12 protein-coding genes are annotated in these 13590 nt (G+C 55.9%); 4 read left to right on the forward strand and 8 right to left on the reverse strand.

Annotated elements, in window-relative coordinates:
- Positions 1–35: 35 nt before the first annotated feature.
- From purE to MW898_RS14405, 4 genes are all read right to left on the reverse strand, one after another.
- Positions 36–650 (reverse strand): 5-(carboxyamino)imidazole ribonucleotide mutase, encoded by a 615-nt coding sequence (gene purE / locus MW898_RS14390; RefSeq protein ID WP_248908460.1) that lies wholly within the window; start codon positions 648–650, stop codon positions 36–38.
- Complete coding sequence (purK, locus tag MW898_RS14395) at positions 647–1834, reverse strand: 5-(carboxyamino)imidazole ribonucleotide synthase (protein ID WP_248909776.1); 1188 nt, start codon at positions 1832–1834, stop codon at positions 647–649. Before purK ends, purE begins: the two co-directional genes overlap by 4 nt.
- A gap of 77 nt (positions 1835–1911) precedes the next feature.
- Positions 1912–2607 carry a hypothetical protein gene (locus tag MW898_RS14400; RefSeq protein ID WP_248908462.1) on the reverse strand — a complete coding sequence of 232 codons (696 nt, stop codon included), beginning with the start codon at positions 2605–2607 and terminating at the stop codon, positions 1912–1914.
- 142 nt (positions 2608–2749) lie between these two features.
- Complete coding sequence (locus tag MW898_RS14405) at positions 2750–4597, reverse strand: flippase activity-associated protein Agl23 (protein ID WP_248908464.1); 1848 nt, start codon at positions 4595–4597, stop codon at positions 2750–2752.
- Between the two features lie 253 nt (positions 4598–4850).
- On the opposite strand from MW898_RS14405, the gene ribH reads away from it, so the two are divergent.
- Positions 4851–5258 (forward strand): 6,7-dimethyl-8-ribityllumazine synthase, encoded by a 408-nt coding sequence (gene ribH, locus MW898_RS14410; protein WP_248908466.1) that lies wholly within the window; start codon positions 4851–4853, stop codon positions 5256–5258.
- 2 nt (positions 5259–5260) lie between these two features.
- Positions 5261–6409: a pyridoxal phosphate-dependent aminotransferase gene (locus MW898_RS14415; RefSeq protein WP_368409105.1), complete on the forward strand. Its 1149-nt coding sequence runs from the start codon at positions 5261–5263 to the stop codon at positions 6407–6409.
- A gap of 82 nt (positions 6410–6491) precedes the next feature.
- On the opposite strand, the gene MW898_RS14420 is transcribed toward MW898_RS14415, so the two are convergent.
- Both MW898_RS14420 and MW898_RS14425 read right to left on the reverse strand, forming a co-directional pair.
- Positions 6492–6971 (reverse strand): FAD synthase family protein, encoded by a 480-nt coding sequence (locus MW898_RS14420; RefSeq protein WP_248909778.1) that lies wholly within the window; start codon positions 6969–6971, stop codon positions 6492–6494.
- A 116-nt stretch (positions 6972–7087) separates the two neighbouring features.
- Entirely contained in the window at positions 7088–7570 is a 483-nt protein-coding gene (locus MW898_RS14425) for a Mov34/MPN/PAD-1 family protein (RefSeq protein ID WP_248908468.1), read from the reverse strand.
- Positions 7571–7740: 170 nt separating this feature from the next.
- On the opposite strand from MW898_RS14425, the gene han reads away from it, so the two are divergent.
- Positions 7741–9615 (forward strand): Hef-associated nuclease, encoded by a 1875-nt coding sequence (gene han, locus MW898_RS14430; protein WP_248908469.1) that lies wholly within the window; start codon positions 7741–7743, stop codon positions 9613–9615.
- 67 nt (positions 9616–9682) lie between these two features.
- Here the strand turns inward: han and MW898_RS14435 are convergent, their stop codons facing one another.
- Positions 9683–11386: a phospholipase D-like domain-containing protein gene (locus MW898_RS14435; protein ID WP_248908470.1), complete on the reverse strand. Its 1704-nt coding sequence runs from the start codon at positions 11384–11386 to the stop codon at positions 9683–9685.
- 53 nt (positions 11387–11439) lie between these two features.
- Positions 11440–12822, reverse strand: coding sequence for a HEAT repeat domain-containing protein (locus tag MW898_RS14440; RefSeq protein ID WP_248908471.1), 1383 nt, complete (start codon positions 12820–12822; stop codon positions 11440–11442).
- 140 nt (positions 12823–12962) lie between these two features.
- Here MW898_RS14440 and MW898_RS14445 point away from each other — a divergent pair, with 140 nt between their 5' ends.
- Positions 12963–13397, forward strand: coding sequence for a plastocyanin/azurin family copper-binding protein (locus MW898_RS14445; protein ID WP_248908472.1), 435 nt, complete (start codon positions 12963–12965; stop codon positions 13395–13397).
- The last annotated feature ends 193 nt before the right edge of the window (positions 13398–13590 follow it).

Below are 13590 nucleotides of genomic sequence, written 5' to 3' on the forward strand. Positions count from 1 at the left end.
AGCACTGGAAGCGACAGTGCCTATATCGGTCCGCCTCAGCGCTGTTCTCGGAACGTCTCTGTTCCGGACGCGTGGAGGTCGCGCGAGACGCTTCCCACGTTGGCTTGGAGTCCGTCGTGGTATCGGAGAAGACGCTCTTCGAGCTCAGCGTGTTCGCGGGCCAACATTTGGATCGCAGACAGCGCGGCATTGAACGATTTGCCCGCATCGACGGCGGTGATTGGGGCTCCAGTCGGCATTCCGATGACCGAGTCCACTGATTTTTCCTGAACTGGAACACCGATCACGGGCACTGGGAAGGCGAGCGAAGCGGTCATGTTCGGCAGATCGGCCGATTTTCCGCCCGCGCCGGCGATGATGACATCGAGCCCGCGGTCACTGGCCGTCTCGGCGTAGGTGTACATCAGCTCGGGGGTCCGGTGTGCGGAGACGACGTACGTTTCGAAGGTGAATCGGGATTCAGGAATCTCGTCGCCAGTCTCTTCTTCGAATCCGAGTTCGGTCAGGGCTTCGTAAGCCCCGTACATGGTGTCGAGATCCGAATCTGAGCCCATGATGATGCCGATATCAGGGGTCTCTTCAGCGGAGCGATCGCTGGTTGCTTTGGCTTCTAAGTCGTCGATGAGTGATTGGATTTCGCTCACAGTCATGTGAAGGTCACCTCCTCACGGAGAGTACGCGTTCGCTGTAAGAGTGTGTTGACGCTGTCCACAGCGCTGTCGGCCGCATCGCTAGTAACGGCTGTGACGTGTCCCATTTTTCGCAACGGTCGCGCTTCGTGCTTACCGTACCAGTGAAGGTTCGCTTTCGGTTCATCGAGGATCGATTCGACGCCGCTCAGTTCAGCCGCCTGAGGTTCGGCAACATCACCGAGGATGTTGCTCGTCACCGTTGGACACCGCCGTTCGGTCGAGCCGAGCGGCCATCCCATCACCGCTCTGACGTGCTGTTCGAACTGTGATGTAAACGCTCCCTCGATGGTCCAATGACCCGAATTGTGGGGCCGTGGGGCGATTTCGTTGACGAGGATTCGCCCGTCGACTTCGAACAGTTCGATCCCGTAGACGCCACGCCCATCGAGCAGAGAGAGGACATCGCTTGCCACGTCTGAAGCTTCCGCTTCGATGTGCGATCCGTCTCTGTCCGTTCCTCTCCCGACGCGGGCCGGAACAACCGTCTCCCGGAGAATTTCATCTTCGTGGATTGTCTCTGTAAGCGGAAACGCGTCGATCGCCGACGCTCCTTTCGCTCCGATAACGGAGAGTTCTCGGTCGAACGGGACGAACGCTTCGGCCATCGCTTTACCAGCGATGGCTGCCATTGCATCCTCGGCAGCGTCGGGTCCATCGCAGGGTACGTTTCCTCGACCGTCGTAGCCGCCGCGGCGGGCTTTCAGCATGACCGGCCATCCCAACTCGTCGCCAGCAGCTCGGAGCTCGTCGGCATTCTCGACACCGATGAATTCGGGAACCGGAATTCCAGCCTCGGTCAAGGCCTCCTTCTGGACGAGCTTGTCCTGAATCATCCGGAGCGTTGCTGGCGACGGCTCGACGGGAACACCAGTCTCCTCCGAGACGGTCTCTAACAGATCTGGGTCGGCGAGCTCAATCTCGAACGTCAGTACGTCGGCGCGATCAGCGAGTTCACGCAGTCCAGCGGGATCGTCGAACGCACCGACGATCTGCTCTCTGACGACGGGGGCGGCCGGACAGTCGGGAGTCGGATCGAGAACAACGACCTCGACACCGAGTGGGGCGGCTGCCTCACCGAGCATCCGACCGAGCTGCCCACCACCAACGACGCCGAGTGTTGGACCCGGCGATGTGAGTGTCACGCTCATGTCCGAACCGTTCGTAATCCGGCGCATAACCGTTGTCGATACAGAAGTTTCGCGACTGGTATCCACGAGAATCAGGTGTCTGTTATCTGTAACATCTCGTTCGCTCCCGTCTGGAACTCGAATGGAACACGCCTCCGTTCGACGGTGAACCCGTCCGATTGGAGCTCTTCGATGATGGCATCGAGCTGTGAATAGACGCTCGTGTCAAGTTCTGTGAGCGGGAATATCCGTACCTCATCGGCCGCAACACGGGCCAGTTCACGGAGGGACGTGATATGAAATTCGTAGTCCAACCGATCACCGTACAGAAACAGAAAATGCGCAGAAAGCACTACCGAAAACGCATTCGACACGAACGGGAGTTCGGGAAGCGCCGCGGGGACATATCGATCGCTGTGTTTTGGATAATCATCGAGAAATGTCTCGTACGCCTGTCGCAGTAATTGGCAACGCTGCTCGACATCACCGTAGAAATCCCACTCGAACAGCTCTTTTTTCGCCGAGAGTTCAGAAACAGCGTGTTCGTAGTCTCTCTTGCACTGACGTTCGAGATCACTGACCGATTGTCCGTAGATCAGATCAGCGCCAGTGGCTGGAATTTCACGCTCATGAGCAGTCGCAACGAATGATGCAACCCCAGATGGACAGTCGAGGACGGACCGATCGGTGAGTGTGGCCGGCTCAAGATCGAACATATGCGCGTACTCCTCAAACGTGCGCCCGATACGTGCGAACTCCTCGACCTCGTACGTGTCTGTATCCGTCATTCGTACAGACAACAACACTCACTAATGAATAAATCTATTCACTAATGATCAGTGTTGTACATTACACGAATGTCGACACAGACGTTTCGTGAGAGGTACGAACACTGGAGGAGTGAGAAAAGTGTTATCCTGATTCAGTCAACTACAGAGTGTGACGCCCATCGCCAGGCGCAACGTGACGGTCAGGTGGAGAAGCTAACTCGTTCATCTGTGAAGCATTCTGAGTGCCTTGCAGTTCATTGCGGTCGATGAGGAACACGATGTCCGTATCCGACGTTCGTATTCGCTTGATTCTCGTGTCGTACCCCTCGAATCGGGTCTTGAGTTCGTCTGGAACGGTCGGGACGGTGACGGTCTGACCGCTCTCGTTTTTCGTGACGTGCTCTGCTTGCGTGATGATCACCGGGGGCGTTCCGTTGATCGCGTTGAGATCAGACTCGGATTCCGCACAGGCAACGGTTGCTTCGCTCCGGACGAGATACCACGGTAAGGGCAGCGTATCGAACCACCCCTCATTGCGCGTACACGATGGTTTGTTGTAGATCGGATTACCCTTGACGAGCGGCGAGCCGTAGATCAGAACATCAGTTCCCTCGTCTTCCTTTTGTGCGATCTGTTCGATCTCGTGTACTGTTGGGTGGATATCGTCCGTCGGCTGGGCGTACTGGACGAGTTCGTTGTCAGGTGATTGTGGTTCGAGATAGACGCTGTGAACGGCCATACCGACAACCTGTGTGCTGGCGAGCAAGAGCACCAATCCAAGTACGCCCGCGTTCGCCCATCGACGAGCAGTAACGGCCCCATAGGTCTTTCTGACGATGACTCCAGCACCGACTGCTGCTGGCACTGCCAGTGGAAGCACCACGTGAACTGCAGCCCACGGGGCCTTGATGTCGGTGATAAGTGGATAGCCGATCAGCGATGCCACACCCCAAGCGAAGGTGAACGTGACGATCGGGCGCGGTTGATCTGCGGCGTAGCGGTTTACCAGAAAGCCAATGAGTGCAAGTAGACAGAGCGCCACCGAGCCGTAGCCAATCGTTAGGAGAAGATCACCAAGATACGGCAGATAGGCGTGCTCTGCCCGTCCACCGACGACCCAGAAACTGTAGAGGCTGCTGAACGAGCCGGCGGTCGATTCTACGACAACGTCGAATAAGAGCGACGGATTGGTTATGGCGTTCAACCCGACGTTCGTCTCCGAGACGTGAATGGATCCGTTCTTTCGTGGGGCATAGAACATCACGCTGATAATCAAGAACTCGACGAGACCAGCGAGAAGAGCGGTTCGGTGTCGTGAAAGTCCATCAATAACGCGTTTGCTATTATCTACGGCGACGGCCAGCCATTCTTGATCTCGGTACCGCGCGACGAGAAGTCGCTGATCGAGAAGCACAGCGAGCGCACCGATCCAACAGAGGAGATACACGAGCGCGTTTTCTTTCGCACTGAACCCCAACGCAATCGCTCCAGTGGCCCCCAAGATGTATCGGGTCCGGGGGGTATCGACCGCCCGTACGAGAAACGCAAAGGCAGCGAACATGAACGCACCAACGAGTGGGTCACCACGCATGAACCGCGAGTAGTAGAGAACGACGGGGTCGATAGCCAGAAACAGCGCCAGTGCGACAACTTCGAGGCGTCGTAATCGGTCACGGAGCAAGAGCGCGGTGAGCGGGAGGAGACCAGTCACCAACGCCGGAGCAATGCGCATGGTTGCATCAGTGGTTCCGAATAGCTCGAACAGGAGCGGGTTGACGTGGTGATAGAACGGCCCGTGGATGACGGGCATGTAGCTGTAGTTCCCGGTCTGTATGTAATCGAGCGTCCAGAAGCCGACACGAGCCTCGTCCCAGTGCGCAACTCGGTCGCCGAGGAGCATGAACCGGGCAATCAGCGCGAAAACGGTGATCGAAACGACGAATGCTATCGTCCGATAACGATCGCTATTTCGTTCCCAATCCCGGTTCGTGTGGGCGGGGAGTTCCATTGTATGCTCCCTGACCACCTCGGGTTAGAATTCTTGTGATTCAACTCGACAGTCGCTATCGATCGACATACGTCGACCATTACTGTCTCCTCGACTCGATTCAAAATCCACTATCTTCCATTATAATTCAATCAGCTTATCTATAAATTATCTATTTATAGTGTGTATTTTAATTCGGTTTTGCTATTAGATGGACAGATAACAGTCGTTAGACAGCGGTACACCTTTGAGTGTCCCTCGCCACGCGGTGGGTATGGTTTCACTCGGGTTAGTGGTTGCTCAGTTCAACAAGGAAGAGCCGATCACCCACGAGATGGAAGAGCGTGCGCGGACAGCGGCGACAGAACGCGGGGCCGAAATCGTCGAGACGCTCGCGGTTCCAGGTTCGTACGATACACCGCTTGCGGCCGATCGGTTGGCGCGCAGAAAGGACATCGACGCCGTCGCAGTGCTCGGTGCAATCATTACGGGAGATACCGATCACGACCGCGTCATCGCCGATGCTGCTGCGCGCGGACTGACCGACGTTTCGATTGACCGGGATACGCCAGTTACACTTGGAATTACTGGGCCAGGAATGAGCGCATCGGAGGCGAAAGCGCGCATCGACTACGGTGCGACTGCTGTCGAAAGTGCTATCGATCTTGCGAAAGCGTTGTGAGTATGGGCATGGATTTCACGGAGCGCGTTCAACGAGTTGAACCGAGTGCGACGCTTGCGATCAGCAACCTCGCATCGGAACTCGAAGCAGATGGTACCGATATTGTCGATTTGAGCGTTGGTGAACCCGATTTCCCGACGCCCGAACCGATTGTGCAGGCCGCAAAGGAGGCCATCGACGCTGGACACACTGGCTATGCCCCATCCAACGGGATTCCTGCGCTTCGGTCGGCGATCGCGGATTCGCTTACCGACCGCGGTCTCTCGTACGCTGCCGAGAACATCATCGTCACGCCGGGCGGGAAGCAAGCGCTGTTCGAGGTTGTGCAGGCGCTCGTTGAGGATGGCAGCGAGGTAGTCCTGCTCGACCCCGCATGGGTTTCCTACGAAGCGATGGTGAAAATTGCTGGTGGATCGTTGAAACGCGTCGATCTCACGCCGCACGACTTCCAGCTCGAACCTGCACTCGACGAGCTTGCGTCGACCGTCTCCGAAAACACCGATCTTCTCATCGTGAACTCACCGAGTAACCCCTCGGGTGCGGTGTTCTCTGATGCGGCGCTGCGCGGTGTGCGCGATCTAGCGACAGAGCACGATATCACAGTTATTGCGGATGAGATGTATGATCAGATCACCTACGGCGTCGAACCGACGAGCCTCGGGACGATGGCTGGTATGGGTGATCGGACAGTCACCGTCAACGGCTTCTCGAAAGCGTATTCGATGACTGGCTGGCGGCTCGGCTATCTCGCTGCACCGTCTGAGCTTGTCGGGCAAGCCGGAAAGCTCCAGTCCCATTCGGTTTCGTCTGCGACGAACTTCGTCCAGCACGCGGGTGTCGTCGCGCTCGATGAGTGCGACGACGCAGTCAAAGAAATGCGGGATGCATTTGCGCGAAGACGCGACATGCTTGCTGATCTCTTTGCCGATCAGGGCGTCGATGTCCCGGTCGGTGACGGCGCGTTCTATATGATGGTACCCGTTGCTGAGGACGATCAACAGTGGTGTGAGGGCGCCATCTCCGACGCCCACGTCGCTACTGTCCCCGGAAGTGCGTTTGGAACGCCCGGCTACGCGCGACTCTCCTACGCAGCGAGCACCGAGCGACTGAAAGAAGGCGTCGAGCGGTTGGTCGAAAACGGATATCTATAACACAGTCGAAACAATTCCTATGCGAGAATCGTACGGGCGACCGGATAGTGCTGTGTGATGCAGACTGAGCGTCGGTTTTGTATTAACAGCGTTCCTGACAGATCCGGTCGATGATCCGTCCCGTAGAAAACAGCTCGCTCTCGGATCGTGGCTCCATTCCTGATGCCCGCTTGACTGCACAGGAAATACCGCGTTCTTCGAGCGCCGATTCGATCGCAGACTCATCGTGGTGTTGGTCGTGTCCAAGAAGAATAATGTCTGGCCCGATCCGTTCGATTGGAATGAAGATGTCCTCGGTGTGACCGAGGTGCGCTTCATCAACCATATCCAACGCAGCAACCATGTCCCGTCGTTGGCGATCTGGCAGGATCGGCGACTCCTTGTGTGTGACGTTGTCCCGTCGAGCGATAATAACGTGGAGTTCATCGCCTATCTCCGCCCCCTCACGAAAATAATGTAGATGTCCGGGATGGAGAATGTCGAATGTTCCCTGTGCGACAACCGTTCGCCAGCCTTCTCCATTCCCATTCCCGTCCAGTTCGACATCCGTGTTTGTATTCATACTCATATCTAGATCCGGAGCCACATTCTCAATCTCGTTCTCATTCGCATCCACATTGATATTCAAAGTTAGATTTAGATTTGGATTCAGATTCGGATTCAGCTTCGAATTTGGATTTATCGGCGTAGTTCTTCGTCGATATCCTCTTGTGTGAAGTCGAAGAACTCCTCGTCGGGGAGTTCGACATCGAGAACTGGAAGAGAGGTTGGTTCTCCTTGCCGGTCGAATGCCTGCCAGTGGTGTGGACCGTAGGGTGCACCGAGGATGATGTGGACTGGTCCTTTCCCGAATGTTGCAATATCGGCGTCACTTGGTCGAAGCACACCGTTCGGATGGGAATGGATCGATCCGATCGTATGGCGATCGTTGGGAACCATACTTGTTTTCACCGTTGCACTCACAGGATTCGATTCCGTTCCGGGAATAACGAGGACCTCGGTTATGACGGTCCCTGATTTATCGAGCCCGAGCGTCTGAGCGTCTTCGCCACGAAGCAGCCCCATATACTCGTTCGGATGGGTATTCTCCGCGGCCTCACGCGCGAATGCGAGCGTCTCTTCGGCGATGCCGAGGATCTCGTCCGACCGGAACAGACCCATACATATGTGAAGTCGCGGTTTCCATCTAAGGGTTCCGAAACGAATGTCGCTTTCCTGAAGCGCTATCCTAAGACGATACGAGGGGTGATCACGTTAGAATTAAAACGTAGGTCTTCCATCAGCTATCGGAAAGGGAAACGTTAAAACCGATGAGAGACGAGTACGGGGAAATGTCACCTTCGCGTGTCTCTGTCACTATTGTCTACGATCTCGCACCGAACTGTACAATTGACGATGTCGAGGTCGGCGAGCACTACCACGCCACTGTCAACGGTGTTGTTGACTACGGTGTTTTTGTTGACCTCTCGGATCACGTCTCGGGACTTGTCCACGAGTCCGAACTCGATGGAAGCTACGAATATGGCGATTCGTTCATTGTTCGCCTCGAAGAAGTGCTTGAAAACGGCGATCTGAGTTTCAGTGAAACTCGTCCCGTAGAGTATCGCACAGATATTGTCGAACCGGGACGACTCATCACGGCCGCAGATCTTCAGGACGCTGTCGGTAAAACGGTCCATCTCGTTGGTGAAGTTGTTCAAATTCGACAGACATCGGGACCAACGCTCTTTCAGATCCGGGATGAGGTCGGAGTCGTGCCGTGTGCAGCCTTCGAAGAGGCTGGTGTCCGGGCGTATCCGGATATCTCGGTGGGTGAAGTTGTCCGAGTAATTGGTACCGTCGAACAACACGGTGGCGCTCGGCAGCTCGAAATCGAATCACTCGAACCCGTCCCGAACCCGGAAGAAGTTCGGGCACAGCTCGATGAGTCGCTCGACGCTATTGCGGAACCGAACGAAGTCGATCCACTCGTTGACTGGTCTGGACTTGAAACGCTTCTTCCTGACCTCAGAACCGTCGCGAAGACGCTCCGCCGTGCCGTGCTTGACGGTCGACCGATCAGAATTCGCCATCACGCAGACGGTGATGGTATGTGCGCTAGCGTTCCGCTGCAGCTCGCGCTCGAACGGTTCATCGCTGAGCGCTACGAAACGCCCGACGCACCTCAGTACCTCTTGCGACGACTGCCGAGTAAAGCACCCTTCTACGAAATGGAAGACGTTACGCGTGATCTCAACCACGCGCTTTCCGATCGTGACCGTCACGGACAGAAGCTTCCGCTGTTCTTGATGCTCGATAACGGCTCGACGGAAGAGGACACACCCGCATACCGGACGCTCGCCGAATACGACGTCCCGATTGTCGTCGTCGATCACCATCATCCAGATCCAGAAGCAGTCGAGCCGTTCGTCGCAGAACACGTCAATCCGTATCTCCACGGTGAGGACTACCGTGTCACGACCGGGATGATGTCCGTCGAACTCGCACGGATGATCGACCCCGAACTAACCGATGATGTCAAGCACGTTCCTGCAGTTGCAGGACTGTGTGATCGATCGCGTGCGGACGCGATGGACGACTATCTCGCGCTCGCCAGCGAAGCGGGCTACAGCGAAGAGAACATCGATGACATCGGTGAAGCACTCGATTACGCCGCGTTCTGGCTTCGATATGACGATGGAAACGGATTCGTCAACGATGTTCTGGATGTGGGATGTGACGATGCTGCTCGTCACGAAGAGCTGGTTTCGTTCCTCGCAGACCGGGCTAGCCGCGACCGCGATCGACAGCTCGATGTGACGCTCCCACACACAGAACACGAGCAGCTCGACAACGACGCACACCTCTACCGCGTCGATGTCGAACGTCATGCTCACCGCTTTACCTACCCTGCTCCGGGGAAGACGACCGGCGCAGTCCACGATCACATGGTCCGCGAACACGATGGTGATCCAGTAATCACGATTGGCTACGGACCCGATTTCGCTGTACTCCGAAGTGACGGTGTGCGCCTCGATATTCCGGAGATGGTGTCCGCACTGGCTGATGAGCAGCTTGGAGCGGGTGTCAGTGGTGGCGGTCACCTCGTCGTAGGGAGTATCAAATTTGTCTCCGGACGACGCGAAGAAGTGCTCGACGCGCTCGTCGAGAAGATGGCCGACGCAGATATCGATGAAGAGCTCCGAAGCACTCTTCTCCGTGATTAATGAGACAGTATCTGGATTATAAGTCTCAGATCCAGATTCTCGAACATTTGTTCGTATGAGTTTGAACTCACCATTTGGGTTCGAATTCGAGCGCGTTAGCGAGCACTAACGCTATCAGGATGGCGATACCGAGGGCGGCGATGATTCCGACGGGAATAGGAGTGGGCAATTCCTCGTTCTTACCGCGCCAATCCGCATCAAACACGCTGCTGAAGTACTCCCCGACCGCATCACCCATCAACACGACTGCTATTTCACGATTTTCCCGCGCTGAATAGGGATTCCAATTGAGACTTCCAACGACTACCTGATCGCTGTCGACGATCACACCCTTGGCGTGGATCTTCTCAAACCGTCCGTTTGGCTCTGCCAATCGCACTTCGAGCGGTGAATCTCCTGCGAGCCGATTGAGCCGCTCGGCGAGGGCTCGGTTCTCGTCTTGCACATACCAAGCGTTACTCAGAAGGATACGAACCTCGACCCCACGGCGTGCGGCTTGGAGTGCCGCCTGTGTGAATGGACCGTCGAATCCCTCTATCGACACCTGTACGACACTAATGCTCTCGGTGGCATTGTTCATCACTGCAAGAAGCTCCGGTTCCGCATTATCGGGTGCAGCGAGAAGTCGTGTCTGTTCGACTGGAACTGTTTTCGGTGGAACGGTCGAAGGATACGATTCGAACGACGGCTCCGATGGCTCGAACGTCTCATTTCGACTGAATTCTCGCCACCGTTTCGTGTCCAGCCATCCAGTATCGGCCGCAAATACTGCTGCAAGCTCATCTGCGGTGACTGAATCGCGAACGATCGCTCCCCACCCCCGGTTCGAGTGACCGCCAACGCCGGACGGTTTCCAATTTTCGGTCATCACGAGCGCCCGGTCGTCGACGACAGCGTACTTCGCGTGATGATAGGCATATCGCGCACGCTCCCCCCCGAGAACGTGGACATCGATGCCAGCGGCTGTCAACCGATCGAGTACAGTTTTTTCCTGTGTTGTGATGCCACCGACTGGCCCACTCTCGACGAGCACCTCGACGTGGACACCACGGCGGTGCGCCCGAACGAGTGCAGAGGCGATCCGATCGGACGTGAAGGTGTATCCACCGAGGAGAATTCGATCGGTGGCCGAATCGAGCGTCGAAGCAGGGGCTTTGGGTGCGTCCGGGAGCACGAACAGCCGAGCGGCGGACGGGCCACTTTCGACAACCGAAAGATCGGTAGCACCGAACGGTTCCCACGTCCATTCTCCACTATCCCGTTGATACAACTCACCTTCCGGCGCATCACTGTATTCGACCGTTGTGACCGAGGTGCCATCTCTCACGAGACGAACCCGTTCGCCGGCGTTCGAGAGACTGATTTTGCCTGTCAGTTGCAGAACCGGCTCGTCGGTCATATTTTTAACCGCTTTCGGTTCCGTCGAAAGCACGATCCGGCCGCTCACGGTTCTGTTCGGCAGTGATACCACTGATTCCTCATCACGAAGCTCCCAACCGCTCACATTCGTTTTCCGAGGCACATCGATAACGACGAACTCACCTCGATCATCGTCAGTGACAGGATTCGGATAAACGCGAACGATTTCGATTCCAGCTGCGCGTTCGGTATCAGAAGCGATGGTTGTAACGCCCGTACTGTTCGTGGGTCCGACAGCAAGAGCGATCGAAGACGTTCCGAGGAGCAAAACACTCGCGACGAGGATCAGCTTCAGACCCCACCCTCGCTCAGACCCCGACTCGGACTCGGAAACACGCTCAACTGTGACCACACGGTCCGCTGGTTTCGGTATTGAATATAAAACTACGGATGAGCTGAGTCTCGTTACAGCGCTGTTTCCGGTTCGGCTGTCGCTTTTGCTGCTCGTTCGGCCTCTACTTGCACGATGTACGAACGGTCGTCGGTGTATTCACGGGTACGTTCGAGTGCGCTTTGGGTGCCAATCTGGTTGAGTGACCAAGCTGCGCTCGCCCGTACATTGTCGTCTCCGTCGTCCGCAAGGAGGTCCGAAAGCGGTTCGATGGCTCGGGTATCACCGATGCGTCCGAGTGCTCTCGCAGCTGCACTACGGACCTCCGGTTCATCAGCAACGAGTCTGTCAGCGACGGTTTGGGTCGCTTCGTCTGATCCGATCTCCCCGATAGCTTTGAGCGTTACTTTCTGCAGAGCGGGATCAGTGTCGCCCTCGATGTACGGAAGGACCGTTTCGAGAGCTCTGTCGTCGCCGATTTTTCCGAGCACTTCGATTGAATCTTTGTCCCGCTTTTGTGCGCGCTGATTCATCTCTTCAAATGCCGCATCAGGACCCATCCGACACAGCGCATCGATGCAGTTCTCCTGCATGAACTGGGAATCGAGCTTATCTAGCGCGAGGAGAATCTTCTCAGGATCATTTTCCGACTCGGCAATGCGCACCACACTGAGTTCGGGTGGGTAATCCTTGCGATTCTCCGACGTCAGCTCGTCGTAAAATCCCAACTGTTTGAGCTGTTGGTGGACAGTTAGATCGCTCCACTCCTGTGCTTCTTCGAGCTCGTTTTGCAGCTCTTCTGACGCTGCGAGAAGCGTATCGATGGTTTCCGCGTCGTCGTCTGGATCGAGGTCTGCTGATTTGGTCGCATCCATCACGTTCGTGATGGTTCCCGTCACCGATTCGATGGATTCGTTTTCGATGGTGAAATCAGAATCGAGCGCCTCATTCGCCGCTTCGAGAAACGACGCGACAGCTTCGATGACTTCCGATTTACCCTGCTCGGTCCATTGGGTCTCTGCGATCTTGACGCCGACCGAATCGAGTGTTTCGACGACGTCGCTCGCGTACGGACCGCGCTGTTCCTCGATCGCGTCACGAATCTCTTCGATACGCTCTTCGAGTTGAACGCGTGGATCCTCCTCATCGTCATCGTCATCGCCGTCGTCTTCGTCTTCGGCGTCTGCATCGGGTTCTGGCAGTGCTTCGACGTCAGTGGCGACCGCATCGAGTCTTGCTTCGATTTCGTCGAGATCTGACTCCGTTTCTGCTGATTCGAGGTCTGTTTCGATCGATTCGAGTCGTTCAGAGAGCGCTTCTGGAGTGACTGGCTCATCGTCGTCGGTCGTTGGCTCCTCACTCTCGTTGGTCTCGGAAACGTCGGGATCGGTGTCTGTGGCTCCCGAGGCCTCCGTCGCGTCGGTCGTGGCCTCGGAGTCGTCATCCCCGTTACTCATGCATCAGAATGCGATAGTCGGAGCCAAGAGCGTTTCCTTTCATCACTGATCGTGCGATCCGATTGGGTTGGGTGCTGATGTCAATTCAGGGATTGTAGCAAACCGCGAGATCTATACCTCGGTGCTCGCTACCGGCGAGTATGGACCGTCGCACATTTCTCGCGACAACAATCGGTGTTACGAGTGTCGCACTTTCTGGATGTCTCCGCCGAAGCGGTGCCCTCGCTTCCGATGAGTACGATATCGGAATGTCGTCGAATGCATTCAAACCCGAACAGTACACTACATCGGTCGGAGAGACTGTCGTCTGGGGCAACACTAATTCACGTCCACATTCCGTGACGGCATACGAAAGCGCGATCCCGAACGACGCTCAGTACTTCGCTTCAGGAGGATTTGAGTCCGAACAAAATGCACGAAAGTCGTGGCAGAATCAAAAGGGACGCAAAGGCGGGAAAATACTCACTGGTCAAACGTATTCACACACGTTTGAAATCCCCGGCACGTACAGCTACTTCTGTATCCCACACGAACCAGCTGGAATGGCGGGCTCAGTTGTTGTCGAAGAGGAATAAGAGAGTATAAAACCTTGTTTGATTCCTATCTCCTTCTGCATCCAATAAGCGAGCGCGATTGTAGGTCGTGAATCTGATACTAGAGACGAGAAGCCCCAACAAGAGGTAGTACAGAATATCATCCACGACCTCCGACGACATTCACACGTGATCGTTCGTATGACAGATCGCTCGTACAACAGAGTTATAGTAC

The organism is Halocatena marina (genome assembly GCF_023276375.1).
Classification (GTDB): domain Archaea; phylum Halobacteriota; class Halobacteria; order Halobacteriales; family Haloarculaceae; genus Halocatena; species Halocatena marina.

What these genes read in the sequence shown, in the direction of transcription:
- purE (WP_248908460.1), bottom strand. Translation starts at nt 650, where the DNA reads ATGACTGTGAGCGAAATCCAATCACTCATCGACGACTTAGAAGCCAAA.
- MW898_RS14400 (WP_248908462.1), bottom strand. Translation starts at nt 2,607, where the DNA reads ATGACGGATACAGACACGTACGAGGTCGAGGAGTTCGCACGTATCGGG.
- MW898_RS14405 (WP_248908464.1), bottom strand. Translation starts at nt 4,597, where the DNA reads ATGGAACTCCCCGCCCACACGAACCGGGATTGGGAACGAAATAGCGAT.
- ribH (WP_248908466.1), top strand. Translation starts at nt 4,851, where the DNA reads ATGGTTTCACTCGGGTTAGTGGTTGCTCAGTTCAACAAGGAAGAGCCG.
- MW898_RS14415 (WP_368409105.1), top strand. Translation starts at nt 5,261, where the DNA reads ATGGGCATGGATTTCACGGAGCGCGTTCAACGAGTTGAACCGAGTGCG.
- MW898_RS14420 (WP_248909778.1), bottom strand. Translation starts at nt 6,971, where the DNA reads ATGAATACAAACACGGATGTCGAACTGGACGGGAATGGGAATGGAGAA.
- MW898_RS14425 (WP_248908468.1), bottom strand. Translation starts at nt 7,570, where the DNA reads ATGGGTCTGTTCCGGTCGGACGAGATCCTCGGCATCGCCGAAGAGACG.
- han (WP_248908469.1), top strand. Translation starts at nt 7,741, where the DNA reads ATGTCACCTTCGCGTGTCTCTGTCACTATTGTCTACGATCTCGCACCG.
- MW898_RS14440 (WP_248908471.1), bottom strand. Translation starts at nt 12,822, where the DNA reads ATGAGTAACGGGGATGACGACTCCGAGGCCACGACCGACGCGACGGAG.
- MW898_RS14445 (WP_248908472.1), top strand. Translation starts at nt 12,963, where the DNA reads ATGGACCGTCGCACATTTCTCGCGACAACAATCGGTGTTACGAGTGTC.